The sequence below is a fragment of the Tardiphaga sp. GW821-FHT12E02 genome (genome assembly GCF_058807155.1).
Map to the genome: position 1 here is coordinate 2,412,564 of NZ_JBXAQK010000001.1, position 24,297 is coordinate 2,436,860.

The following is a 24,297-nucleotide window of genomic DNA, read 5'->3' on the forward strand; positions in this document are numbered from 1 at the left end:
TCATGGTTCGCGACGGCGCTGCGCGCCTCCTCACCATGAGGGGCGGAGTTGCTACTTCCCGATCTTCTCCCACATCCACCGCGCCACGCTCTCCGGCGAACTTGTCGCATCATTCCCCGCCGCGCGCAGATTGGCGGCGCGCATCAGCGGCAGGTCGATCTTCCCCAGCAGCGGCTGCAGTGCCGCGCGCAGCGTCTCGTCCCCCGCGCGCTTCGGCGCCAGCAACATGATCGCATCATAGGGCGGGATCGCGTGCCGCGGATCATCCAGCACCACCAGATCATATTTCGCGATCAGCCCATCGCTCGTATAGCCCGCGATCACATCGACCTCGCCGGACGCCACCGCCGCATACATGAAATCCGGTTGCATCACGCGCTGCGCCTTGAAGGAGAGGCCATAGGCCTTCTGCAGCCCCGCCCATTCCGGCCGTGAGAAGAATTCGTAATCGCCGGCAATCGTCATGTTACCGGCGCGCGCGGCGAGATCGGCCGCGGTCCTGATCCCGAGTGCCTCCGCCTTCGCCCGCGGCATCACCAGCGCATAGGCATTGGCGAAGCCGAGCTCGCCCAGCAGCGTGATATTCGCTTTCGCCAGCGTCGTCTTCAGCTCGGCAAGCAATTGCTCGCGTGGCAAGATCTCGCTGCGGTGGAACTGGTTGGCCCACAGCGTGCCGGAATAATCCACATAGACGTCGACATCGCCCGTGGCGAGCGCATCATAGATGACGCTGGAGCCGAGCCCCTGCCGCGTCGTGCTCGCCAGCCCGGCCGCCTGCAGGCGCTGCGACATCAGCGCCGCCAGCACATATTGCTCGGTGAAGGTTTTTGCACCGACGACAACGCGTGTGCCGGAGCGCGCAAAGGAGGGCACCAGCGTTGCGATCACCAGGATGGCGATGCCAAGCGTGCCTATCAGCATGCGCAGCCGGCTGCGCAGGCGAATGCCGCTTTCGATCAGGGACAGCAACTGATCGACAGCCAGCGCCAGCACGGCCGCGGCCACGCAACCGAAGATCACCAGCACCCAGTTCTGCGTCTGCAATCCCGCAAAAATGTAATTGCCGAGCGAGGTCTGCCCGATCGGCGTCGACAGCGTCGCCGTGCCGATCACCCATACCGCCGAGGTGCGGATGCCCGCCATGATCACCGGCAGCGCCAGCGGCAGCTCGACCGTGGTCAGTGTCTGTCGCGGCGTCATGCCGACGCCTTCGGCGGCCTCCGTCAGCGCGGGATCGACGCCGTTCAATCCGGTGATGGTGTTGCGCAGTACCGGCAGCATCGAATACAGCGCCAGCGCCAGCACCGCGGGCAGAAATCCGAAGGCCGAGAAACTCGCACCGAACCAGTTCAGCGACAGCGCCGCCAGCGCCAGCAGCAGCGGATAGAACAGCGCCAGCAGGGCCAGGCCCGGTACGGTCTGCACGATGCTGGCGACGCCGAGCAAAGCGCTGCGCAGAAACGGCCGATGGCGCGCAAGGATCGCGAGCGGCAGGCTGACGATCAGTCCGAGCGCGAGTGCCGCGATGCTGACGCGGACATGGCTGCCGAGATAATCGGGCAGGTGGCCGAGCGCCTCGCTCCAGCGGGGATCGCTGAGCATGCTCATGCGCCATCCCCCGCGATCAGATGCTTGAGCCGCTCGGCCTGACGACGCGGGGTGCCGAGCAGTTCGTTGACATAGGCATCCTTGCTGGCCGACAGCTCGGCCGGGGTGCCTTCGGCGATGAGGCGGCCGGATTTCATCACCGCGATGCGATCGGCGAGCAGGATGGCCTCGGTCATGTCATGGGTGATCATGATCGTGGTGAGTTTCAGCTTGCGATGCAGCGCCTGATATTCGTCGCCCAGCGCATCGCGCGTCAGCGGATCGAGCGCGCCGAAGGGCTCGTCCATCAGCACGATGGCGGGCCTTGCCGCCAGGGCGCGGGCGACGCCGACGCGCTGGCGCTGGCCGCCGGACAGTTCATGCGGATAGCGATCGCGATGCGCCTTGCGATCGAGCCGGACCAGATCGAGCAGCTCATCGACGCGTGCCGCAATCTCGCTGGCCGGCGTGCCGATCAGCTTCGGCGTGATGCCGATATTATCGGCGATGGTCATATGCGGGAACAGGCCGCCATTCTGCACGACATAGCCGATGCTCCGGCGCAGCGCGATCGGGTCCACATGGGAGATATTCTTGCCCGAGACGAGGACGTCGCCGCCATCCGGCACGATCAGGCGATTGGCGAGGCGGAGCAGCGTGGTCTTGCCGGAGCCGGAGCCGCCCACGATTGCGAGAAATTCGCCGGCGGGGATGTCGAGGGAGACGCCGTCGATGGCCGTGACGCGGCCGTGATCGAAGCGTTTGGTGACATGGGTGAAGCGGATAAGGGGAGAGATCATGCCCCGTTATCGTCCCCGCGAAGGCGGGGATCCATAGCCTCCGACGTCAAGAGTGAAGCTCGATCGTTCCCACAGCTCAAATCACATCTCCAGAGGCTATGGATCCCCGCTTTCGCGGGGATGACATGTGAGTGTTACGCTACCACGCTGCCTCACACCCTCGCCAGCCGTTGAATTCCACGCCCCGCAACGCTAAGCCAGATCGGCAATAACAAGTTCCGGGGAAATGCGCGTGCAGGCAATGGAAGCCGCGGCATCGATGGCGGTGGCGCTCGATGGTGCGACGGTGGCATTCGATGTCGCTGGCGGCAAAGTCTATACGGCAGTGGAGCAGGCGACGTTGCGCGTGGCGGATGGCGAATTCGTCGCCATTGTCGGCCCCACCGGTTGCGGCAAATCCACCTTGCTGAATGTCGCCGCCGGGCTGCTGCAGCCAGCCTCGGGCAGCGTGAACATTTTTGGCCAGCCACTCCGCGGCCTGAACAGGCAGGCCGGCTATCTCTTCCAGGCCGATGCCGTGTTCCCGTGGAAAACCGCGCGGGACAATGTCGCCATCGGCCTCGAAGTCGCCGGCACTCCGCGCGAAGAAGCCGCTGAGCGCGCGCAAGGCTGGCTCAACGCCGTCGGCCTCGGTGCTTTCGCCGGCCGCTATCCGCATATGCTGTCTGGCGGCCAGCGCAAGCGTGTGGCCCTGGCGCAGGTGCTGATCCGCAACCCGAAGATCCTGCTGATGGACGAGCCGTTCGGCCCGCTCGATGCCCAGACGCGGCAGGTGATGGGCAATCTGCTGCTCGATCTCTGGACGCGGGACCGCAAGGCGGTGCTGTTCGTCACCCACGATCTCGAGGAGGCCATCGCGCTTGCCGATCGCGTCGTCATCATGTCGGCAGGTCCCAGCGCGCGCATCATCGGCGACTGGCGCGTATCGCTGCCGCGGCCCCGCGACATCTTTGAAGTCCGCCTCGACAAGGAGTTTCACGCCTTGCATCGCGAGATCTGGAGCGTACTGAAGGCCGAGGTGATGAAGACCTATGCCCAGGCTTCAGGAGGCGTCGCATGAACCGGGCTGTCCTGCTTACCTGCCAGATACTTGTCGCCGTCGTCACCATCACGCTGTGGCATGTGCTCACCAGCGTGCCGATCCTCGGCCGCATCCTGCTGCCGCCCTTCTTCTTCTCCACGCCGGTGGATGTGTTCAACCAGGTCGTGGCCTGGTTCGCGTCGGGCATGATCTGGAAACATCTCGGCATCACGCTGCTGGAGTCGCTGCTCGCCTTCGTCATCGGTTCGACCCTCGGCGTCCTGATCGGCTTCTGGTTCGCGCGCCAGCCGCTGCTGGCGGCGATCTTCGATCCCTATGTGAAAATGGCCAATGCATTGCCGCGCGTCGTGCTGGCGCCGATCTTCGCGCTGTGGCTCGGGCTCGGCATCTGGTCGAAGGTCGCGCTCGGCGTCACGCTGGTGTTCTTCATCGTCTTCTTCAATGTCTATCAGGGCGTCAAGGAAGTCTCGCCGACGGTGCTGGCCAATGGCCGCATGCTCGGCATGAGCGAGCGGCAATTGATGCGCCATGTGTTCTGGCCGTCGGCGCTGTCCTGGATGTTCTCGTCGCTGCACACCTCGGTGGGGTTTGCGGTGGTGGGCGCGGTGGTCGGTGAATATCTCGGCTCGGCCGCTGGGCTCGGCTATGTGATCCAGCAGGCCGAGGGTACGTTCGACGTGGCCGGCGTGTTCGCCGGCATGTTCGTGCTGGCGGTGTTCGTCATCGCCATCGACATGCTGGTGACGGTGGTGGAAAAGCGGCTGCTGGTATGGAAGCCGGATGCGAATGATGGGCGGGGTTAGATAGCCTCACGCTGTCGTTCCGGGTTCGCGCAAGCGCGCCCCGGAACGACGAGTGTAGTCTGCTTACGGCAACTGCTTGGTATCGTCCGGCGCCTGCGGCGGCGTCTTGATGGCAATCGCGCGGAACGGCTTGCCGTCGGGCTTGGTGCCGCCATGCGGCGTGCCCTTCGGGATCACGATCATGTCGCCCGCCTTCACCTTCACTTCCTTGTCGCCGAGCCAGACCGTGCCGGTGCCTTCCAGGATGTACTGGATCTCATTGGTGTTGGGATGCAGATGCTTCGGCACATTGCCGTCCTGAACCGAGATGGTCACGCCATCGGCGGCGACGAACATTTTCGAGCGGAAGCCGGTGGGCGAGGCGGGGCCAAGCGCGTCGCCGGTCAGCTCTGGCACGCTGATGACCTGTGCGGTGATGTTCTCTGCGGCAAAGGCTTTTGGCACGACATGGCTGGCGATGCCGCCGGCCACGAACGTGGAGGCGAGCAGGAGGGCGGTTGTGATGCGAGACATGGATGTTTCCCCGAAATGAATCTTGTTAGTGCGTTGGATGCTAGGCGTGTCCGATAGTGTTGACCAGCGCCGCTTTCCAACCGGCCGGGCCTCATCTATCCTCCGCCGCAATGCAGCGGAGGAAACAATGACAACAAACATCAAAACCGGATCGCGCCGTTTATTCCTTGGCCGTTTTCTCGTGGCCGGTCTTTTATCGCTGTTCGCCATCGCTCCCGCTGCAGCGCAAAGCAAGGTCACCATCGCCATCGGTGGCGGCGCCTGCCTCTGCTATCTGCCCACCGTCCTCGCCAAGCAGCTCGGCGAATATGAGAAGGCCGGGCTCGCTGTCGAACTGGTCGATCTGAAAGGCGGGTCCGATGCGCTAAAAGCCGTGCTCGGCGGCAGCGCCGATGTGGTGTCCGGTTATTTCGATCACTGCGTCAATCTCGCCGCCAAGAAGCAGGAGCTGCAAAGCTTTGTGGTCTATGACCGCTATCCCGGCCTGGTGCTGGTGGTGTCGCCGAAACAGACCGGCCAGATCAATTCCATCAAGGATCTCGCCGGCAAGAAGGTCGGCGTCAGCGCGCCCGGCTCATCGACGGACTTCTTCCTCAAATATCAGCTGAAGAAGAACGGTCTTGATCCCACAGGCACAGCGGTGATCGGCATCGGCCTCGGCGCCACCGCGGTGGCCGCCATGCAGCAGGGCCAGATCGATGCGGCGGTGATGCTCGATCCTGCCGTCACCGTGCTGCAGGGCAGTCACAAAGACCTCAAGATTCTCAGCGATACCCGCACCCAGAAGGACACGCTGGATGTGTTCGGCGGCGAATATCCCGGCGGCGCGCTTTACACCACCACCGCATGGATCAAGGGCCACGACAAGGAAGTGCAGGCGCTGACCACGGCGATGATGAACACGCTGAAATGGATTCACACCCATTCGCCGGAAGAGATCATGGCGAAGATGCCGGAGAATATGGTCGGCAAGGACAAGGAGCTCTATCTCGCGGCACTCAAGAACACGATCCCGATGTATTCCGAAACCGGCCTGATGGACCCCAAGGGCGCGGCTGCCGTGCTTGCGGTGTTCAGCGAAAGCTCGCCCGAAGTTGCCAAAGCCAATATCGATGTCAGCAAGACCTATACGAACAGATATGTCGAGCAGTTCAACAAGACCACGGGGACGAATGCGAAATAGGAATCGTCGATGACGGCTACACCGGTTCTGCAGGCCGTCTCCCGTCTGGATCTTCATGTGCATGAGTGGCACTGGCCGTTCGCCCATGAGCGCCGCGATGCGATCGCCGCGCATTTTGCCGATGCGCGGCGTGCGAAGCCAGCGATGTTCAATGGCCGCATGCTGCTCGCCCGCAATCCGCGCTTTGTGGGCGACAGTTTTTGTGCCGACTATTTCCAGACCGATTTTGCCTGCTTCCTCGCCTTGCGGGACTGGGGCTTTCCCGATCGCAGCGTCTTCAACGGTTTTGGCATGGGCGCATTGCGCACCAGCGACGGCGCCTTCGTGCTGGGCGAGATGGGGGCGCACACCGCCAATGCCGGCAAGATCTATTTCCCCGCGGGCACGCCGGATCTGAACGACCTGCGCGGCGATGTCGTCGATATTCCCGGCAGCGTGGCCCGTGAGACGGCGGAGGAGGTGGGGCTGACGCCAGCGGATTATCGCGCCGCCGATGGCTGGGACGTCGTCACGGACGGGGCGCTGACGGCGATGATCCGCATCCTTGATGTCGATATGCCAGGCAGTGCGCTGCAGGCGCGGATCGAGGCCAATCTCGTTACCCAGGAAGATCAGGAACTGAGCGCGATCCATCTCGTGCGCAGCACCGCGGATTTCACCGAGACGATGCCGCGCTATATCCGCGCGTTTCTCGCCGCGAAACTGTGACTGCTGGCGCGGGCATTGCGCCCGCGCTACGGTTGCGCGTGTCGCTCCGGAGTGCCCAGATGTCTGCCAAATCCGCCAAGGCCACCCTCAAATCCTATATTGATCCCTATCGTATCGATGGATCGAAGCGTTTCCGGCTCAAGGATCATGCGACCGATGCCAGCGGCGGCCTGCACAAGGACACCGGCAAGCGCATGATCGAAGTCAATGCCCGCCGGTTGCAGGAGTTGCAGGAAAAACTCTATGCGCAGGACCGCTGGTCGCTGCTGCTGATCTTCCAGGGCATGGACGCCGCCGGCAAGGACAGCGCCATCGAGGCTGTGTTCGATGGCATCAATCCGCAGGGCTGCGAGGTGCATTCCTTCAAGCAGCCGTCGTCAAACGAACTCGATCACGATTTCATGTGGCGCCACACCATCGCGCTGCCGCAGCGCGGGCGCATCGGCATCTTCAATCGCTCCTATTACGAGGAATGCCTCGTGGTGCGCGTGCATCCCGAGATCCTGGCGAAGCAGAAGATCCCGCAGGAGCTGGTCGGCAAGCATATCTGGAAAGAGCGCTTCGAGGACATCACCGCGTTTGAAAAATATCTCGCGCGCAATGGCACCATCGTCCTCAAATTCTTCCTCAATGTCTCCAAGGAGGAGCAGCGCGAGCGCTTCCTCTCGCGCCTCGACGAGCCCGCCAAGAACTGGAAGTTCTCCATGGCGGATATTTCCGAGCGCGCGCTGTGGGATCAGTATCAGGACGCCTATCAGGATCTGATCGACAGCACGGCAACGGAGCACGCGCCGTGGCATGTGGTGCCGGCGGATCGCAAATGGTTTGCGCGCGTGGTGATCGGCTCGGCCATCGTGCACGCGCTGGAGCAGCTCGACCTGACATTCCCGGTGGTCGATGGCGATGACCTGAAGGAATTCAAGATGGTCCGCGAAGCGCTCGAGAAAGAGGGCGGTCCGGTGGTGAAGAAAGCCACGTCGCGGGTGCGGGCGAAGAAGGCGGGAAAGACGTAGGGTTGCGCTCGCCGCTGTCGTTGCCCGGCTTGACCGGGCAACCCCGTACACACAGACGTCTCAGATCGCGCCGCTTGGCCGGTGTGTACTGGATCCCCGCTTTCGCGGGGATGACAATTAGCGAATATTATGTTCCTATTTCGTTCTTGACAAAATTCCTATCATTGCCATTATCCCTCCCGTCTCGTTCGTGAGGGGCGCTTTCATGAGGCGTCTTTAAGCGGAACGTGGATGCGGCGCCTGCGGGCAGGGGAGGACGTACCTCCTGCACTCGGGTGGTCGAGGGTCACCGTCCGACCCCACTACGGGGGTCTGCCGCTAGCGCGGCTGGACGTGGTGCGGGCGAGGGCGGAGAAATCCGTCGGATGACTCCCAATGGGAGTGCCCAGTACCCGGAAGAACGGTCCTTCGGCCAATAGAACGTCGCGGTGGCGCGCCGTAAGGCGTTGCGCGGCTTGGACTTGCTGGCGATCCAGCTTGCACCAGGCAGCGTCAAGTCCACTCAAGTGCGCCTTGCGGCGTGCCACCTCCCCTCATGTTTGCGAGGGGAGAACTGCTCACACCTCGGACGCGCAAGCGCCGCGAGATTGCGAGAGCGTGGCTGTTTGACAGGTTGATCCGGAAGTAGCGCGCAGGAGCGCATGGTTTCCCTCCCTCAAGCCGCGGAGCGGCGCAGCGGGGAGGGTGGCGCGTAGCGCCGGGTGGGGTCTATCCCCACGATGAACCGAGCGTGGGGATAGACCCCACCCGTCTCAAAGCTCGCTGAACGCTCGCTTTGATCCACCCTCCCCGCGGCGCGTGGCTGCGCCACGCTTGGGGGAGGGAGAAGATCAGCTCAACTGCAATTCCTTCAGCACCTTCGCCACTCTGTCCTGCACGGCATCCGGCAACGGCAGCACCGGCTTCGGCGGCTTCGCATCGGTGATCCCCAGAATATCCGCCGCGGCATAGACCACGCGCAGGCTCGAATACTGCTTGAACAGATCCCACAGCGGCTGCAGCGCGCTATTCAGCCGCCGCGCCTCGGCCGCATCACCCGCCAAAGCCGCGCGGGTGAGAGCCAAACAACTGTTCGGAAACAACCCAGCCGCGACCGAGTACCAGGCTTCGCCGCCGGCCAGCAGCGCTTCGGTCACATTCCAGTCGCCGGCATAGCCGATGGGGAAACCGGCGGGGACCGCGGCGCGCCTCTGCTTCAGGTGATCGGCGATCGCGCTGGCATCCGGCGCCGTGCCCTTCAGCGTTGCGACGCCGGGAATGCGCGCGATGCGGCCCACCAGCTCCGGCGTGAAGGTGAAATGCGTGGTGGCAAAATTGTCGTAGATCACCAGCGGCAAGCCGCTCTCTCCGGCCACGGTCTTGAACAGCTCGAACACTTCATCAGCCGTCAGCGGCGTATAGGACACCGGCGCCAGCAGGCCGGCAGCCGCTCCCGCAGCCTTGGCATCGCGGGCGAGATGCAGCACCTCGTCGGTCCGCAGCGCGCCGATGCCGACCAGCACCGGGACGCGGCCATTCACTTCGGCGATGGCCGCATCGGTGGCGCGCCGGCGTTCGTCGCGGGTGAGGAACGGGTAGGAGCCGGTGGAGCCGAGCAGGCCGATCGAGTCCACCTTGGCGGCCGCCAGCGGCGCCACCAGGCGCTGCAAGGCCGGCGTATCCACCCGCCCATTGGCGTTCATGGGCGTGATCGGGAAGGCGGACAGGCCTTTGGTGAAGCTCATGGTCGAGTCCTCGCAGTTGCAGCAAATCGTAGGATGGGTTCAGCGTAGCGATACCCATCACCGCAAGCGCCTGTGGTGATGGGTATCGCTGCGCTCAACCCATCCTACATGATCACGATAGGTCAGTCTTCCTGACCCTCTTAGCCGTTGCGACGCGGCGGCTTTTGCGTTTAGAACAAGGCCGTCGCGTCCGGCAAGGAACCGTCAACGGTTTCCGCCGACACTCACAGACGTGACCTCGAAGGATGGCAATGCTGATTCGGAACGACAGTGCTGATAGGGACACGGGAGCGATCATCGCTGCCCCGCGCGTCCTTGCGCCTGCGCTCCCGAACCTCCTTCTCGGCGGTCTGCTTCTCCTTATCGGCCCCTGAGCGCCGGCTGGGCAGTCATGCCTGGGCACTTAGGGGATGCGAACCGAACCAGCAAACCTCCCGGCGCCTTCATGCAAACCGCGCCCCGATTTTTAAGGAAGATCCCATGACCACGACCCAGAAGTCCGAGAAGGACCGCGTTTTCATTTTTGATACCACCCTGCGCGACGGCGAGCAGTGCCCCGGCGCCACCATGACCTTCGAAGAGAAGCTGGAAATCGCCGAGATGCTCGACGATATGGGCGTCGACATCATCGAGGCCGGCTTCCCGATCTCGTCGGAAGGCGATTTCGAAGCCGTGCACGAGATCGCCAAGCGCTCGAAGAAGTCGGTGATCGCCGGCCTCGGTCGCGTCAATCCGAAGGACATCGATCGCTGCGCCGAAGCGGTGAAGCCCGCCGGTGATCGCGCCCGCGTCCACATGGTGATCGCGACGTCGCCGCTGCATATGCGCGTCAAGCTGAACATGACCCCGGAGCAGGTGATCGACGCCTCGGTCGCCGGCGTCACCCGCGCCCGCAACATGGTGAGCAATGTCGAATGGTCGGCGGAAGACGCCACCCGCAGCGACATCGATTTCCTGTGCCGCATCACCGAAGCCGTCATCAAAGCCGGCGCCACCACGGTGAACCTGCCGGACACCGTCGGCTACACCACGCCTGAAGAATACACCCGCATGTTCCGCACCATCCGCGAGCGCGTGCCGAATTCCGATCAGGCGATCTTCTCGGTGCATTGCCACAACGATCTCGGCATGGCGGTTGCCAACACTCTGGCCGGCCTCGATGGCGGTGCGCGCCAGATCGAATGCACCATCAACGGCATCGGCGAGCGCGCGGGCAATGCGGCGCTGGAAGAAGTCGTGATGGCCATCAATGTGCGCAACGACAAATTTCCGTACTGGAACAATATCGATCCGACCACGCTGACCCGCGCGTCGAAAGTGGTGTCGGCTGCGACCTCGTTCCCGGTGCAGTACAACAAGGCGATCGTCGGCCGTAACGCCTTCGCCCATGAGAGCGGCATCCATCAGGATGGCGTGCTGAAGGACGCCTCGACCTATGAGATCATGACGCCGGCCTCGGTGGGCCTGAAGCATTCGTCCATCGTGCTGGGCAAGCATTCCGGTCGCCATGCTTTCATCCATCGCCTGGAAGAGCTCGGCTACAAGCTGGGCAAGAACCAGATCGAGGATGCCTTCATCCGTATGAAGGCCCTGGCCGATCGCAAGAAGGATATCTATGACGAGGATATCGAGGCGCTGGTCGATCAGGAAATCATCCAGGCCCATGACCGCATCAAGCTGACCTCGCTGACGGTGATCGCCGGCACCCACGGTCCGCAGCGCGCCACCATGAAGCTGAACATTGAAGGCGTCACCAAGATCGAGGAAGCCGAAGGCAATGGCCCGGTGGATGCGGTGTTCAACTGCATCAAGGCGCTGGTCCCGCATGAGGCGACGCTGGAACTGTATCAGGTCCACGCCGTCACCGAAGGCACCGATGCGCAGGCCGAAGTGTCGGTCCGGCTGGGTCACGATGGCCGCTCGATGACCTCGCGCGCCGCTGATCCGGACACGCTGGTGGCGTCGGCCAAGGCCTATCTCGGCGCACTGAACAAGATCGTGATGAAGCGCGAGCGCGACAAGCCGGTGCCGGTGGCTGCGGCGAGCTAGTTGCCTTCTCCCCGCTTGCGGGGAGAAGGTGGCGTCGCGAAGCGACGACGGATGAGGGGGCTCTCCGCAAGCTCGGAGCATTTTGATAGTCCCCCTCACCCGACTTCCACGCGCTACGCGCGTTACAGTCGACCTCTCCCCGCAAGCGGGGAGAGGTTAGAAGGAATCGAAACGCGGCGTCGCAAGGCGCCGCGTTTTTGCATTGCAGGAAAGCTTTTCCAGCAACCCCTGACGAAGGGAGCAGTGGTCTTCGCCTTGTATTGGCGATACATCTGCTGTGGCATCCAAGCGCAGCGGCGATTTGAAACAGCCCGCGCGCCACCAGGGAGAAGACCATGCGCCACCTCACCACGCGCCAGTTCATCGCTGCCGCAGCATCGATCGCAGCGCTCGCTTTTGTCGGGCCGGCTCAGGCCCAGTCGCCGATCGTCATCAAGTTCAGTCACGTCGTCGCGCCCAATACGCCGAAGGGGCAGGGCGCCGAGAAGTTCAAGGAACTCGCCGAGAAATACACCAATGGCAAGGTGAAGGTCGAAGTCTATCCGAACTCGCAGCTCTACAAGGACAAGGAAGAGGTCGAGGCGCTGCAGCTCGGCGCCGTGCAGATGCTGGCGCCATCGCTCGCCAAATTCGGTCCGCTCGGTGTCAAGGAATTTGAGGTGTTCGACCTGCCTTACATCCTGCCCGACAAAGCCGCGCTGACCCGCATTACGACGGGACCGATCGGCAAGGGGCTGCTGGCCAAGCTCGAGCCCAAGGGCATCAAGGGCCTCGCTTACTGGGACAACGGCTTCAAGATCATGACCTCGAACAGGCCGATGCATAAGGTCGCCGACTTCCAGGGCCTGAAGCTGCGCATCCAGTCATCCAAGGTGCTGGAAGCCCAGATGCGCGCGCTGGGCGCGATCCCGCAGGTGCTGGCCTTCTCGGAAGTGTATCAGGCGATGCAGACCGGCGTGGTCGATGGCAATGAGAACACGCCGAGCAATGTCTATACGCAGAAGATGCATGAAGTGCAGAAGCACATGACGCTCTCGAACCACGGTTACATCGGCTATGCCGTGATCGTGAACAAGAAGTTCTGGGATGGCCTGCCGGCGGATGTGAAGCCGCAGGTGGAAAAGGCCATGGATGAAGCCACCGCTTATGCCAATGGCCTGTCGCAGAAGGAAAACGATGACGCCATCGTCGCCATGAAGAAGGCCGGCACCACGACCTTCTACGAGCTGACGCCAGAAGAGCGTGCCGAATGGATGAAGGCGCTGGAGCCGGTGACGGCCGACATGGCGTCGCGCGTCGGCAAGCAGCTGATTTCGGATTTCCAGAAAGAAGCGAACGCCAAGACCAATTGAGGTCGGGCCACAAACTGAGACCCTCACCCTGAGGAGCGGCCCGCTTGGGCCGCGTCTCGCAGGGGGAGTGTGTGGCGCTCATGGTTCGAGACGCGCCGAGTGGTGCGCTCCTCACCATGAGGGTGAGAGTGTGGGGAAGGGGAACGACCTTGAAATTCCTGTTACGCATCCTCGATCGTCTCGAGGAAACCCTGATCGCGACGCTGATCGGCGCTGCGACGGTGGTGATCTTCATCGCGGTGGCGCATCGCTACACCACGGATTTCGTGGTGTCGAACCGCACATTGCCGGGCGCGATGGCGGTCTACAAATTCCTCGCCGGTATCCATCTCTCCTGGGCGCAGGAATTGTGCATCTACATGTTCGTCTGGATGGCGAAGTTCGGCGCGGCCTATGGCGTGCGCACCGGCATCCATGTGGGCGTGGACGTGCTGGTGCTGAAACTGCCGCCGAACTGGCGCAAGGGCACCATCCTGTTCGGCCTGCTCTGCGGCGCGCTGTTCACCGGCATCATCGGCACCATGGGCGCGAATTTCGTGATCGGTCTGTCGCAGACCGACCAGACCTCGCCCGATCTCGAATTGCCCAGCTGGATCGTCTATCTCTGCATCCCGCTCGGCTCCTATCTGATGTGCTTCCGCTTCCTGCAGGTCGCCTACAGCTATTTCCGTTTCGATGACCTGCCGCACCACGATCACACCCATGTGGAAGGTATCGACGTCGATACGGCCGTTGGTCCGACGCCGGAGGGCGTGCGATGACCACGCTGTTCATTTTCGCGCTCCTCATTGCGCTGATGCTCACCGGCATGCCGATCTCGATCGCGCTCGGCCTGACGGTGCTCACCTTCCTGTTCTTCCTCACGCAAGTGCCAATCGAGGCGGTGGCGCTGAAGCTGTTCACCGGCATCGAGAATTTCGAGATCATGGCGATCCCGTTCTTCATCCTTGCCGGCAATTTCCTGACCCATGGCGGCGTCGCCAAGCGCATGATCAATTTCGCGACCTCCATGGTCGGGCATTGGTATGGCGGTCTCGGCCTCGCCGGCGTGATGGCTTGCGCATTGTTCGCGGCAATCTCCGGTTCATCGCCGGCGACGGTGATCGCGATCGGTTCGATCCTGTTGCCCGCCATGGTCGCGCAAGGCTTTCCAAAACGCTTCGGCGCAGGCGTCATCACCACATCGGGCGCGCTGGGCATCCTGATCCCGCCCTCGATCGTCATGGTGATCTATGCGGTGGCGACCGGCGGCAGCGTGGCCCTCGGTCCTGATGGCGCCCGCGTCACTTCGGCGTCCGTGGGGCAGTTGTTCATCGCCGGCGTCATTCCCGGCCTGATGCTGGCAACGCTGCTCGGCCTCACCACGGTCTATCGTGCGTGGAAATATGATTACCCGCGGCTGCCGCGTGCATCGTGGGGCGAGCGCTTCAAGGCGTTCCGTGAATGCATCTGGGGCCTGCTGCTGATCTTCCTGGTGCTGGGCGGCATCTATCGCGGCTGGTTCACGCCGACGGAAGCCGCAGCCGTCAGCGCCGTCTATGCCTTCATCATCGCGGTGTTCGTCTACAAGGACATGGGCCTCAAGGACGTGCCGCGCGTGCTGCTCGGCTCCGCCAGCATGAGCGCGATGATCCTCTACATCATCACCAATGCGGTGCTGTTCTCGTTCCTGATGACATCGGAGCAGATCCCGCAGCAGCTGACCGCCTGGATCGTCGATATGGGCGTCAACTGGTGGACATTCCTGATCTTCGTCAACATCCTGCTGCTGGTCGCGGGCAATGTGATGGAGGCATCATCCATCGTCCTCATCACCGCGCCGATCCTGTTCCCCATCGCGGTGAAACTCGGCGTGCATCCGGTGCATCTCGGCATCCTGATGGTGGTGAATATGGAAGTCGGCATGTGCCATCCGCCGGTCGGCCTCAATCTCTATGTGGCCTCGGGCATCGCCAAAATGGGCATTACGGAACTCACCATTGCCGTGTGGCCATGGTTGCTCACGATGCTGATGTTCCTGGTGGCGGTGACGTTCATTCCGGAGATATCGCTATGGCTGCCGCGCGTGCTCGGCATGCTTTAGGAGGATTTATGTGTCGCGACGCAACACGTCGCGGCGCCAGCAATATCGCGACATCAAATGGCCAAAGCGTAAGTTGAAGCTGGGCCCATCGGCGCGCATCTTCACGGCAAGCTCTTTCAAAGGAGGTTGCCATGAAGAAGCTGTTGCTCGCCGGTGCCGCTGTTGCGGTGATTGCAGGATCCAGTGCGGTCTATGCCCAGCACCGTCCATGGATGCATCACCAGATGCGCATCAATCCGGAGGACCGCGCCGCATTCGCCGATGCGCGCATCGCCGCGGTGAAAGCCGGGCTGAAGCTCACGCCCGATCAGGACAAGCTGTGGCCGGCTGTCGAGACGTCGGTGCGCGACTTCGCCAAGCTCCGCATCGACCGCGCCAATGCGCGCATGGAAGATCGCAAATCGCGCGACGACGATGCGACGAAGGCCGCGCCGCCCAATCCCGTCGAGCGCCTGCAGAAGCGCGCTGACGATATGGCGGCAACGGCCGCAGCCATGAAGAAGATCGCCGAGGCTGCCGACCCGCTCTACAAGACCCTCGACGACGGCCAGAAGCGTCGTCTGGCCGTGCTGACCCATATGGGTCCACGCGGCGGCGAGGGCGGCTGGCGCCATCGCGGCCCGCGTCCGCCAGGCTTCGGCCCGGGCGGCTTCGAGCGCGGCAGTTTTGAGGGACCGGGCTTTTCACCACCGGGCTTCGATCGTCCCGGCTTCGATGACGGCGATCACGGTCCGGGTGGTCCCGGATTCGGCCAGGACGATCCGCCGGACGCGGAACGGCTCTGAGCCGATCCAGTTTTCCACTGCCGCAACAACGAAAAAGCCGCTGAATCCCAGCGGCTTTTTAGCTTTTTCGCAAAAGCGAAATTCGATGCATTTTTTATGACGCCCGCGCTGGACATCCTGGGGGGGCTTTGGTACACGCAGCCGTCCCCGCGGGGATATCCGGATTGGATCCGGGCGCATAGCTCAGTTGGTAGAGCAGATGACTCTTAATCATCGGGTCCTAGGTTCGAGCCCTAGTGCGCCCACCATACCAAACCCTCTGTCTTTCAAGTCTGACATGAGCGTTTGGTCATAGGTGGTTCCGTTCCCCGCCTTCTGCGTTCCCCAGCGTCGCATCTCGTGCTTCACGCCGTTTCCGCGCTCCCTCACGCCGCTGTTGGAGTGATGCTTTGGCGTATACCAGGACCATGCTGGCCGTTCGATGCCCGCTCAAAGCGCGAAGCTGCGCGTCGGTCAGATCGGCATTCGCGCCTTCAGTATATCCGCCGTGCCGCAGCCCCATGAATTTGACCTGCGGGTCGATCCCCGCAGCCGCGCGAATCTCCGCGACCCGGTGCCGGAAATAGTCGGGCTGCCACGGCAAATGTGTCTTTCTCAACCGATCGGGATGATCGCGCGTCGCGATGAGCGCGCCATGGCGAAGGCTGTTGTCGAGGCGAGTGCTAAGCTCCGGCCAGAGATGAGATCCGTCATTGTCGAACAACGGGATATCCACGAGCTCGTGCGTCTTATGATGGAAGATCCGCGCAACCTCCGGCGCATCATGCGGCCGATAGTGATGCCAGCTCAGTCTTGCCAAAATATCTGTTTGGCGCTGCAGCCAGAAGAACGCGATCATCGCGGCAGTGCCGATCGAGCGGTCCCCCGCACGATCAGCTTCTGCGACAAATTGCAGAAGTTCTTGATAGGTGACCGGGCGCGTCGGTGCCGGTCGATAGACAATACCCATCTTCGCGAAGGGGTTATGAGGTGGCATGTCGGCCATGTGGCGCCGCTGGGTGATCGACCATGCGCGCTGTGCGACCCGCATCGACAGCATGGCCGATCGGGCTCGTTTGCTGCCGTCGCTGCGCGACTTGAGACGTGCATGCATCTGATCGGCGACAGCCGGTGTGATGGAGCTTAGGCAGATAGTGCCAAATCGTCTGCCGTCTTTGAGCGGATAATTTGCAACTCTCGCGAGTGCTTGGCGGTAGCTTCGCTGCGTCAGGTCTGGCAAGTCATCGAACTGCGGCGAGGCAACATAGACGGCGATCATCCAGTCGAAGCTGCCTTTGATAGTTGCAGTGTTCAAGGTCGAGGCGCTGAAAGGGGTCTTTGATTTCTGCATGCGGGCGTCTCCTTAGAGCAAATCGATCAAATCGGTGGCGATCGCCGGCGCGACCATTGCGTGATGCCGGTCGATCGCCGCATCCAATGCGGCGCGATGCCACTTGGCGGAGCCGCCGAATGAAGAGCCTGGTGCCGGATAGTGGCCGGCTGCAACAGCTCGTAAGAACGCGTCACTGTCAGCCTCGTCGCAATAGGCCGCTGCTGTCTCTGCCCGCATCTGCGGCGGCCACGCCGGCATCTGCCTCGCAATCATGGTTTGAACCTCCACTTCAATGAGCGCCATCCGGTCTGCCGTGGGCTTGGCTTCGTTCCGCCAACCGTGCGGCGCCTTAGTTCCGGATGTCACTTGCCGATTGGGTTCGTTCCGCCAAACGCGAAAACGCCCCCAACTGAGAGATTCAATTGAGGGCGCGAGATATTGCGGCTTTTTGAGAAGATTTTTGATCTGTTGCGTTGGGGCAACAGGCTCGAGGTCTCTATGCCGTGTCGAGTTCTAGGCGCAATGTTGCTGCCCAAGGCGACGCAGAGCCTTCTTCCGTGCTGAAAAAGCACGACGCTCATAGCGTGCCAACCGCTCGAGTTCGCGTGCAAACTCGGTGACGCTCAACGGCTTGGCGCCGTCAGGAAAGGCAATCTGAGCCTTGAAGACCTCGAAAATGGCTAACAGTCCAAGCGGATCATCAGCCCGCGATGGCATTGCGACCGGCTCGATCGCCGGCCTCATCATAAGCGGCACCGCGATGCCGTGGCACAACGCGAAATATGCCTCCTTGATGCGCTCATAGGCGACGATTGCCTGCGCCGCTTCGATCACGTCGCGATCGGATTGTGGGCGTCCGAAATGATCGGATAGCTCCTTTACGAACGCGGCCACCGCTGGCATTTCTGCCGAGATGGCCACGTTCAGTCCGTGCTGGAGCGCGTTGGCGGCGGCCGCACGCTTACCAGCCGGCGTGCGTGGCCCCGTGCTCTTGCGCGCGTTCCGCCGGTTGGCGGTGATGCGTGACGACGTCATCTTCAGACATCTGACTGATGATCGATGGCCGGCATATCGTCTACATCGGCATCGATGGTGCGGTCGTTAACATCTTGCTGCGCGCGGCGATCTTCGAACGCGGTCAGAGCCTGATTGCGGCGCACTTCCAGAGTGGCTGCGCGCTTGTCGAGCGAGTCAAATGCAGGTGCGAACGTAAGAGCGCTATAAGCGTCGATATCCTTTAGGGGGTATCCTTTGTTGGCGAGATCTCGGATGCCTGCCTCATAGTGCCCGGTCGGCAGTGCTGAGTCGATGAAGCGGTCGTCGGGGTGGCCGTTAAGCCTGCTGACGCTCCACGGACGAGCTGCCGAGAGTGCGGCCGCGGAAATGGCGCGGAGGCGACGCAACTCCAGTTCATTATGGATGAAATCGGAGGCAAAGATCTTCTCGATCACATTGCGCGGCTTCAGATGCGCGATCACCGCGTCACGCAATTGTTCGGCTTCCTCAACGCTCTCGCTGTCGAGCAAGCGCAAAGTTGCGTAACCCGGGTCAATCGGCGTGTGGTTCGATGTGCGGCAAGCACGCGCCTTTGCAGTCTCGGCCGCAGTGTTGTCCGGCATCGTCGCCGAACCGATAGTATCAGTCATCTCGTTACTCGCTAGATATTGTTGCACCGCATTCCCGTTTGACCTTCCAAAAGTCGAAAAGGGGAATGCAACAGAATCTATGAGCTTGTGTGGATTCGCCAAGCTGATTTTTGCACGCGGTGCTTTGCGCGAGCAGATCTGGGTCGTCGGCAGCGACAGCTGTTAAACACGTTATATTTGATCGCTCGCCTTATGGCTTAACTAAACACTTGCGCAACGCAACTTAGCCGGACACTTTTCTCAAGATTTAGCTCGCTAGTAAAAGTCAGTTTTCATAAATTGAAGCGGCTCGCCCTTCCGACACAAAAATGTGTCGATGCTGGATCGCCAATTATTTTCGCGAAACTTCAAAAAATAATTTGAAACCGGATGAAAATGCGGTCGCGAAACATATTGATATCGTGAGTGCGCGATCGCACTTGGCGCGATCATAAGATCGTTCGCCACACCCCCGATGAAGATCTCCAGGCGAAATCGCAAACCATAGCGGTATCTTCTCGGAGATTTACGTTGCCAATAGAGGTTACCCAACCGCAATGTCGCTTCGATTTGCTGTCTTTGAAGTCAAGGTATCGTACCTTATCTTCGACTACGTATCGCCGTTCGCAAAGGACGATAAGGAGTTCCAAGACGCTCTGCTTGAGATTAAGAAGAGCGGTCAACGTCGCAGAATTCCAATCTCTATCTTCGGCGAAATCGTCGGGGAACATCGCTACTTCTATGCGCTGGTGAAGGCGGGCATTAAAGTTGTCCACGTCATTCGCTTGAATGACGCGCCTCGCAGAGCGGAGATCAAAAAGGCGATTAAGGTGTCTGCAGAAGTCCCAATTCAGCCGCAGCCTGATTTCGGCGAGGTGAAGGACGCTCTGAAAATGCTAAAGCTTGGAATTGAGCCGCCTGCAGCGTCCTATGTCTATCTGAAGCCTTTACTCGAATATCTGCGTTACGCGACGTAGACCGCTACGGTCCTTTCGGAGATCCAACAAAAGTGGCGGCATAAGTGCCGCCATTTGCTTTTAATTTGTCAGTTCTCGCGCCCTGCGAGCTACATGTTCTGTGATCGAGCAGATGATGTTCATCGCTCACTTTTTACTATGCGATTATGCGCGATCGAAGCTGGTTTGGCTGGCATCGGACTTATCAATCGACAATAGACTAACTAGGTAGTGCTGCGACCGCGTCACGAATGACTTTCTCTTCATTCAATGTTGCCTAAGTTCAGCGCGACTTTTGACGTCATCGAGGTGACAGGAGCTGTCATCGCGCCAGTCATTCAAAGCAAGCCGAGAAATTGTGCGCTTACCCACTGATAGATATTTCGGGTGTAGCCGCTTATACCGTTGCGAGACTCTGGAGCAACATTGTAATCCGACCGACTGTTTTAGTTAAACAGAAGGTCAACTGAACCTTCGTCGTTGGCTTCATTTTCAGCTTTGTCCAAATCAGCATAATGAAGAAAGTTGGTCTCGCGTCGTTACATCGGGCGTGGTCGCGCCTCTCAACTGAAACGTAGCTTATGTGGGTAAATTCTGAGTGAGCGATTGCGAGACGTTTCTTCGCGTACGTCGCCGATGCTTGCGGCCATCTCATTATAACGACGTTGTGTCTATCAACAGCGTGCTGCAGCATGTCCGCGAGAACAAAATGATCTCGGCTGATGCCGATGCTGTTAACGTTGCTTTAAGTTGCATTGCACGATCTTTCCACCCAGCTTAAAATCCGCATAGCCTTGGGTCGCGATGCAGATTTCAAATAGAGCGCCGTCTTTCAGCTCGCCATCCAAACTTAGCGCAATTCTCCGTCTCCGTGATGCGATAGACGACGTCTCGCCATTCAAGGAAGTTCTTCGCGTCATCAACCTTCAGAGTCAAAAGCCGTCCTTGGTCCTTGCAGACATAATTGAAGATTTCTGCTTGAGCCGATGTAATGTTCATCACGAGCGCGAGGATGGCTGAGGCGTGTCGAAAGAGATTAAGGGGCTGTGTGCAAGCCATATCAATTCCTACTTTTCATTCGGGAGGATCTGGAATCCGCTGATGCGAGCGCAATCGGCGATGTCGGTTGGACGTTGATCTTTCACGGCGATCGGGCAGCGATCGTCTTCGGTCACGATATAGGACAGCCCCTTGAGCGCTGTGGACGCGCAGGTCGTAGTTTCGCCTGCATCGCAGCTCGCCGTGTTGGCGCCCAGAGCATTTGTGAGCGATTTACCGACCTCGTTGCCGAGGTTGTCGCGGACGCGATTGTCGGTCGATCGAAGTTGGGTGACGGTCTGGCCATCCTGTTCGAAATCGACGTCGAACTGTCCATCAGGTCCGGTGATCACGACGCAGACGAGGCACCCTTCGCCTGTGGCGTAGAGCAAAATGTAACCCGCAAAGCGTCGCTGCAGCCCCCGCTTAGAGATCTTCTCACCCATGCGGATAAAAAGCCCAGGTCGCGCTGAATGCCTGATTGAATTTGCATCGAAAACGAAGCCGGCCGGACCCTCGTCTCTAATCGGTCGCTTTTTAGAGGCGCCGATGGGCCATGGTTGATTGGCTGCGGCGAGATGCGTCGGCACAAGGTCGGAACTCAGCTTGAGATCTTGATGATGCGTGCTGCGCATCGCGTCATCTGCTTCCGCCAAACGCCAATCGTAGCTCGATACTCGATAAACCGATGAGCAATTGCCCCGACTAGGGTCCCGGCAAAACCCGGTGCTCAGTTTGCTCGCAGTATCGGCCGATGCAGCCAGGGTGGGATAGACGTGGCACATTGCGAGCAGAAGGCCAGCATTGAGTAGTTTGCGCAGCATGATAATTGAGCTCATTTCAGCAGGGTGACGTAATGCTCGCCAGATGCGAGCGGCTGCACGGCGTAATTGGTCAGATAGTCCTTGGTGAGCGGAAAGTTCCGTTTCGCTGCCTCCTGCTTGATGCGGACGATCTCGTCTTCGGTGGCTTGCTCGGTGAAGCGCATCATCTCAATAACGTCTGAGGTGATCACGACGGAGCAGCGATTGCTGTCGTTATCCTGCCCGGTTTTAACCGACGTTGCTGTCCTGTCCTGGACCTTGAAGACCTTTGGAGGGATCGGCATGAACTGACCAAACTCCTGCCGGTCGAATAGCTCTTTGACCTTTGCAAGTACGTTTGGATCGGCACAGGACGAGCTGTTGCCGCACGCTGAGAGGATGATGGATCCCAGTACCAAGATCGTCACGGACCAAGTTTTCTTCATGCAGATATGGCGGATGGACCGCCCTCCTGAGTTAGGTGAAGTGAAGGAAAAGCGCTGACTATGTTCGCGTGCGTCGCGCCACAACGATCGAGATGTTGTCGTGACCACCGCGGCGGAACGCGAGCGCAGCGAGATGGCGAGTTGCTAGAACAGGATCTTCCGATTGTGTGAGAACGCGGCTGATGACGTCGTCAGAGACCATATCGGTAACCCCGTCACTACACAGCAGAAGGGTCTCGCCGCGAGCGGGTAGTGGATCTGTGGCGACATGTGGGTCGACGGCGATGAACCTAAACGCTCCGCCGAGTGCCTGCGTGATCTCGTGAATCGCTCGTCTGCCTTGGCGGTCGATGTTCCTCTCGCGCACATCGTCCTGACTGAGCCGCACGAAATGAAGCGGCGTCTGAAGATAGAGGCGAGAGTCCCCGACGTTGAAGCTTACCATCTCCGACCGTTGTAGAACCGCGCCGACTATCGTGCTGCCCATTCCGGCCAGTTCCGGTTGCTGACGGCTGAGATCCGCGAGGTTCCGATTTGCTTCAGCGATGGCTTTGGCGCAGTCGTATTTTGTGGCGGTGCTACTGATCAGTTTGATCAACTGTTTCATGACAAACCGGCTAGCAAAGGCGCCGGCTTTGTGTCCGCCCAGTCCATCGGCGACCATCAGAGTGCAGCCGTGTTCGTTGATGTGGAATCCCAACGGGGACGTAAGGTCGCCCGCCAGTATTTGGTCGTTGATAACGACGGCATCTTCGTTGTGGCTGCGAACGCGCCCACGGTGTGTGAATGCACTTACATGCCAGATCGGCCCGTTACACATGCCGCCCGTCCAACCTGTTTGCGTTTGCTCAAATGCGACCGGATAAGCCGCCTCCTAGATTCAAATCAGGCGTCGAGAAATTGCGGGCTTTTTGGAAGAAAAACTGAGTGTTGCAATTGTGCAACGTTTGCCATCGTGCGGTGGCCCGGAGGGCTCCAGTCACTAAGGTCGGGGCGCCGACGGCGTAAATCGTTAGCGCAGGTTCGGAGGCGTGAGGTCCGGCGAGCATGACGCTCGAGCGCCGCTTCTGATCTGCGTCAGAGCCGAAGATGAGAAGCCGAGGATTTGTAGCGATCGTGAGCTTCGCACTTCCATTTGCGATCTCATGAATTGGAGATCGTATCTCGCGTGCAGTCGGTGCCGGATCAGCGTGGAGACGCGTGGGCATCTCATCGATTTGGAGATCGTCGGCCCAGCGAACGACAAGATGTGGACTAATGCGAAATGGGCCGAATTCATTCAATTTGCTGCCAGTCACCGCGATTGATCGTGTCGGGACATGGGTCCAACGCGCGAAGGTGGTTACGGTCTGCAAGATACCTAGAGTGACGGCACCTACTGCGACCGGCCGATCTGGCTCCGCCGAAGATGCGAAGCCCCAATGATCAATATGTTCGTGTGAAAGAACTGGACCGACAAGGCAGCTGGTACCCGCAAGGTCGTCAATAGGCGGATAGAATGAGCCATCGCGGGCATCGCCATCCAGCGGCAGACCCGGATCAAGCAAAAGTGGCCTTCGGCTCGTTTCAAGCTCGATACATCTGGCCCCGATTTTCTGCGCCCCTCGATGCATCCGCACGCGCGTGAAAGCGGAGGTGTAATGGCCGAGCGCGCCAAACGCGCAGGGATTTTTAATGCCTTTATGCATGCGATGAAGCGCCGTTGGTCCCAACATTGTGTGACCAGTAATTGATTCATGTGGCTATAGCCAGTGGTTTGATAGCCGTTGGAATGTTGTCCTCAAACGATGAGGGGTCGAGCGCTAATTGCATGGAATATACGCAGAGTGAGGGTCCTAAGAGGGGTCTCTCAGGAAAAGCTCGCGGCAGACGCCGAAGTGGATCGAGCGTATTTGGGCGGTTTAGAACGCCAAGAAGAGAATCCAACTGTCGATCTGCTGGACAGGATCGCGATGGCGTTATCAGTTTCTCTGGGGGAGTTTTTTGAGCGACCCAAGCCGGGCGAAAAACCTCCCGGTCCTTTGAAAAGTGGTCGCCGCGCCAGCAAATGAGCGAACTCTGCTCATCGGCCAACTAAGATCAACTGTTGCGTGCGATTGAGTCGTTCTCAGCACGTCGGACGCTCGCAACGTTCCTCACAATATGGCTTGACATAACGTTAGGTAGTCTTCGGAAGGCGACCTTTGATCAATCGCTCTTGCGCACCATCGATATCGGCTGCATCGGTTCCTGCGCCATCGTTCCGCAGCGGCTCCGCTGTTCAAGGCGATCAGCCTGCTGCCGATAGTCTTCCGATGCTTCCAGCAATCTTTCGACCGTCACCGCATCCAGCACATTGCGGGCCAGTCGTTCGGCGCGCTGCGCCTGTTCGCGAAGATGTTCGATCTGGGTCATCACCGTCCCCTCACAATCATCGAAACAAGTTGAGTCGAATGCGATCGTTCCCAGCGTCGCGCAGGGTGCTTAACGGATCGT

Annotated in this window: 25 protein-coding genes and 1 tRNA gene; 13 read left to right on the forward strand and 13 right to left on the reverse strand. The window is 60.4% G+C overall.

The features are described from left to right. Nucleotides 1-51: 51 nt before the first annotated feature. Entirely contained in the window at nucleotides 52-1,608 is a 1,557-nt protein-coding gene (locus AC1RQ5_RS11405) for an ABC transporter permease/substrate-binding protein (protein WP_493199000.1), read from the reverse strand. Continuing rightward, nucleotides 1,605-2,387, reverse strand: coding sequence for an ATP-binding cassette domain-containing protein (locus AC1RQ5_RS11410; protein WP_493199002.1), 783 nt, complete (start codon nucleotides 2,385-2,387; stop codon nucleotides 1,605-1,607). Before AC1RQ5_RS11410 ends, AC1RQ5_RS11405 begins: the two co-directional genes overlap by 4 nt. Nucleotides 2,388-2,628: 241 nt before the next feature. Between AC1RQ5_RS11410 and AC1RQ5_RS11415 the strand changes: the two genes are divergently transcribed. Together AC1RQ5_RS11415 and AC1RQ5_RS11420 are read left to right on the forward strand one after the other, a co-directional pair. Further along, entirely contained in the window at nucleotides 2,629-3,447 is an 819-nt protein-coding gene (locus AC1RQ5_RS11415) for an ABC transporter ATP-binding protein (protein WP_493203388.1), read from the forward strand. Beyond that, nucleotides 3,444-4,232 (forward strand): ABC transporter permease, encoded by a 789-nt coding sequence (locus tag AC1RQ5_RS11420; protein WP_493199003.1) that lies wholly within the window; start codon nucleotides 3,444-3,446, stop codon nucleotides 4,230-4,232. Before AC1RQ5_RS11415 ends, AC1RQ5_RS11420 begins: the two co-directional genes overlap by 4 nt. 63 nt (nucleotides 4,233-4,295) lie before the next feature. Here the strand turns inward: AC1RQ5_RS11420 and AC1RQ5_RS11425 are convergent, their stop codons facing one another. Next, nucleotides 4,296-4,745, reverse strand: a complete 450-nt coding sequence (locus AC1RQ5_RS11425) for a cupin domain-containing protein (protein WP_398478534.1) — start codon at nucleotides 4,743-4,745, stop codon at nucleotides 4,296-4,298. Between the two features lie 127 nt (nucleotides 4,746-4,872). On the opposite strand from AC1RQ5_RS11425, the gene AC1RQ5_RS11430 reads away from it, so the two are divergent. Genes AC1RQ5_RS11430 through AC1RQ5_RS11440 form a run of 3 tightly spaced genes read left to right on the forward strand, consistent with a single transcriptional unit; the run spans nucleotide 4,873 to nucleotide 7,649 of the window. Beyond that, nucleotides 4,873-5,928: an ABC transporter substrate-binding protein gene (locus tag AC1RQ5_RS11430; RefSeq protein ID WP_493199005.1), complete on the forward strand. Its 1,056-nt coding sequence runs from the start codon at nucleotides 4,873-4,875 to the stop codon at nucleotides 5,926-5,928. 9 nt (nucleotides 5,929-5,937) lie between these two features. Further along, nucleotides 5,938-6,636 carry an NUDIX hydrolase gene (locus AC1RQ5_RS11435; protein ID WP_493199007.1) on the forward strand — a complete coding sequence of 233 codons (699 nt, stop codon included), beginning with the start codon at nucleotides 5,938-5,940 and terminating at the stop codon, nucleotides 6,634-6,636. 59 nt (nucleotides 6,637-6,695) lie between these two features. Then, nucleotides 6,696-7,649 (forward strand): polyphosphate kinase 2 family protein, encoded by a 954-nt coding sequence (locus AC1RQ5_RS11440; protein WP_493199009.1) that lies wholly within the window; start codon nucleotides 6,696-6,698, stop codon nucleotides 7,647-7,649. 830 nt (nucleotides 7,650-8,479) lie between these two features. Here AC1RQ5_RS11440 and AC1RQ5_RS11445 read toward each other — a convergent pair. Next, nucleotides 8,480-9,373, reverse strand: coding sequence for a dihydrodipicolinate synthase family protein (locus AC1RQ5_RS11445; RefSeq protein ID WP_493199010.1), 894 nt, complete (start codon nucleotides 9,371-9,373; stop codon nucleotides 8,480-8,482). A gap of 480 nt (nucleotides 9,374-9,853) precedes the next feature. Between AC1RQ5_RS11445 and AC1RQ5_RS11450 the strand changes: the two genes are divergently transcribed. From AC1RQ5_RS11450 to AC1RQ5_RS11475, 6 genes are all read left to right on the forward strand, one after another. Continuing rightward, on the forward strand, nucleotides 9,854-11,422 hold the full coding sequence (locus tag AC1RQ5_RS11450; protein WP_398478524.1) for a 2-isopropylmalate synthase: 1,569 nt from the start codon (nucleotides 9,854-9,856) through the stop codon (nucleotides 11,420-11,422). 335 nt (nucleotides 11,423-11,757) lie between these two features. Then, the gene (locus tag AC1RQ5_RS11455; RefSeq protein ID WP_493199011.1) at nucleotides 11,758-12,774 is read left to right on the forward strand and encodes a TRAP transporter substrate-binding protein; all 1,017 of its coding nucleotides are present in this window, start codon (nucleotides 11,758-11,760) and stop codon (nucleotides 12,772-12,774) included. A gap of 116 nt (nucleotides 12,775-12,890) precedes the next feature. Next, nucleotides 12,891-13,535 (forward strand): TRAP transporter small permease, encoded by a 645-nt coding sequence (locus AC1RQ5_RS11460; protein WP_493199013.1) that lies wholly within the window; start codon nucleotides 12,891-12,893, stop codon nucleotides 13,533-13,535. Continuing rightward, nucleotides 13,532-14,857, forward strand: coding sequence for a TRAP transporter large permease (locus AC1RQ5_RS11465; RefSeq protein ID WP_493199015.1), 1,326 nt, complete (start codon nucleotides 13,532-13,534; stop codon nucleotides 14,855-14,857). Before AC1RQ5_RS11460 ends, AC1RQ5_RS11465 begins: the two co-directional genes overlap by 4 nt. 131 nt (nucleotides 14,858-14,988) lie before the next feature. Beyond that, complete coding sequence (locus AC1RQ5_RS11470) at nucleotides 14,989-15,642, forward strand: Spy/CpxP family protein refolding chaperone (RefSeq protein ID WP_493199016.1); 654 nt, start codon at nucleotides 14,989-14,991, stop codon at nucleotides 15,640-15,642. Nucleotides 15,643-15,814: 172 nt separating this feature from the next. Continuing rightward, nucleotides 15,815-15,890 (forward strand) — tRNA-Lys (locus AC1RQ5_RS11475). A gap of 41 nt (nucleotides 15,891-15,931) precedes the next feature. On the opposite strand, the gene AC1RQ5_RS11480 is transcribed toward AC1RQ5_RS11475, so the two are convergent. The 4 genes from AC1RQ5_RS11480 to AC1RQ5_RS11495 form a co-directional block, all read right to left on the reverse strand. Further along, the gene (locus tag AC1RQ5_RS11480; protein ID WP_493199017.1) at nucleotides 15,932-16,972 is read right to left on the reverse strand and encodes a site-specific integrase; all 1,041 of its coding nucleotides are present in this window, start codon (nucleotides 16,970-16,972) and stop codon (nucleotides 15,932-15,934) included. Between the two features lie 12 nt (nucleotides 16,973-16,984). After that, nucleotides 16,985-17,227, reverse strand: a complete 243-nt coding sequence (locus AC1RQ5_RS11485; protein ID WP_493199019.1) for a hypothetical protein — start codon at nucleotides 17,225-17,227, stop codon at nucleotides 16,985-16,987. 240 nt (nucleotides 17,228-17,467) lie between these two features. After that, nucleotides 17,468-17,989, reverse strand: a complete 522-nt coding sequence (locus AC1RQ5_RS11490) for a hypothetical protein (RefSeq protein ID WP_493199021.1) — start codon at nucleotides 17,987-17,989, stop codon at nucleotides 17,468-17,470. 2 nt (nucleotides 17,990-17,991) lie between these two features. Beyond that, nucleotides 17,992-18,702, reverse strand: coding sequence for a hypothetical protein (locus tag AC1RQ5_RS11495; RefSeq protein WP_493199023.1), 711 nt, complete (start codon nucleotides 18,700-18,702; stop codon nucleotides 17,992-17,994). A 434-nt stretch (nucleotides 18,703-19,136) separates the two neighbouring features. Here AC1RQ5_RS11495 and AC1RQ5_RS11500 point away from each other — a divergent pair, with 434 nt between their 5' ends. Continuing rightward, on the forward strand, nucleotides 19,137-19,556 hold the full coding sequence (locus tag AC1RQ5_RS11500; RefSeq protein WP_493199024.1) for a hypothetical protein: 420 nt from the start codon (nucleotides 19,137-19,139) through the stop codon (nucleotides 19,554-19,556). A 1,046-nt stretch (nucleotides 19,557-20,602) separates the two neighbouring features. Here AC1RQ5_RS11500 and AC1RQ5_RS11505 read toward each other — a convergent pair. The 4 genes from AC1RQ5_RS11505 to AC1RQ5_RS11520 are packed head-to-tail and all read right to left on the reverse strand — an operon-like array spanning nucleotide 20,603 to nucleotide 23,510. After that, a complete protein-coding gene (locus AC1RQ5_RS11505; protein WP_493199026.1) occupies nucleotides 20,603-21,397 on the reverse strand; it encodes a hypothetical protein in 795 nt (264 codons plus the stop codon). Nucleotides 21,398-21,408: 11 nt separating this feature from the next. Continuing rightward, nucleotides 21,409-21,822, reverse strand: coding sequence for a hypothetical protein (locus AC1RQ5_RS11510; protein WP_493199028.1), 414 nt, complete (start codon nucleotides 21,820-21,822; stop codon nucleotides 21,409-21,411). 58 nt (nucleotides 21,823-21,880) lie between these two features. Then, nucleotides 21,881-22,642: a PP2C family protein-serine/threonine phosphatase gene (locus AC1RQ5_RS11515; protein WP_493199029.1), complete on the reverse strand. Its 762-nt coding sequence runs from the start codon at nucleotides 22,640-22,642 to the stop codon at nucleotides 21,881-21,883. Between the two features lie 28 nt (nucleotides 22,643-22,670). After that, nucleotides 22,671-23,510, reverse strand: a complete 840-nt coding sequence (locus AC1RQ5_RS11520; protein ID WP_493199031.1) for an MBL fold metallo-hydrolase — start codon at nucleotides 23,508-23,510, stop codon at nucleotides 22,671-22,673. Nucleotides 23,511-23,609: 99 nt separating this feature from the next. Between AC1RQ5_RS11520 and AC1RQ5_RS11525 the strand changes: the two genes are divergently transcribed. After that, on the forward strand, nucleotides 23,610-23,873 hold the full coding sequence (locus tag AC1RQ5_RS11525; RefSeq protein WP_493203390.1) for a helix-turn-helix domain-containing protein: 264 nt from the start codon (nucleotides 23,610-23,612) through the stop codon (nucleotides 23,871-23,873). Nucleotides 23,874-24,009: 136 nt separating this feature from the next. Here the strand turns inward: AC1RQ5_RS11525 and AC1RQ5_RS11530 are convergent, their stop codons facing one another. Next, a complete protein-coding gene (locus AC1RQ5_RS11530; RefSeq protein WP_493199032.1) occupies nucleotides 24,010-24,216 on the reverse strand; it encodes a hypothetical protein in 207 nt (68 codons plus the stop codon). Between the last annotated feature and the right edge of the window lie 81 nt (nucleotides 24,217-24,297).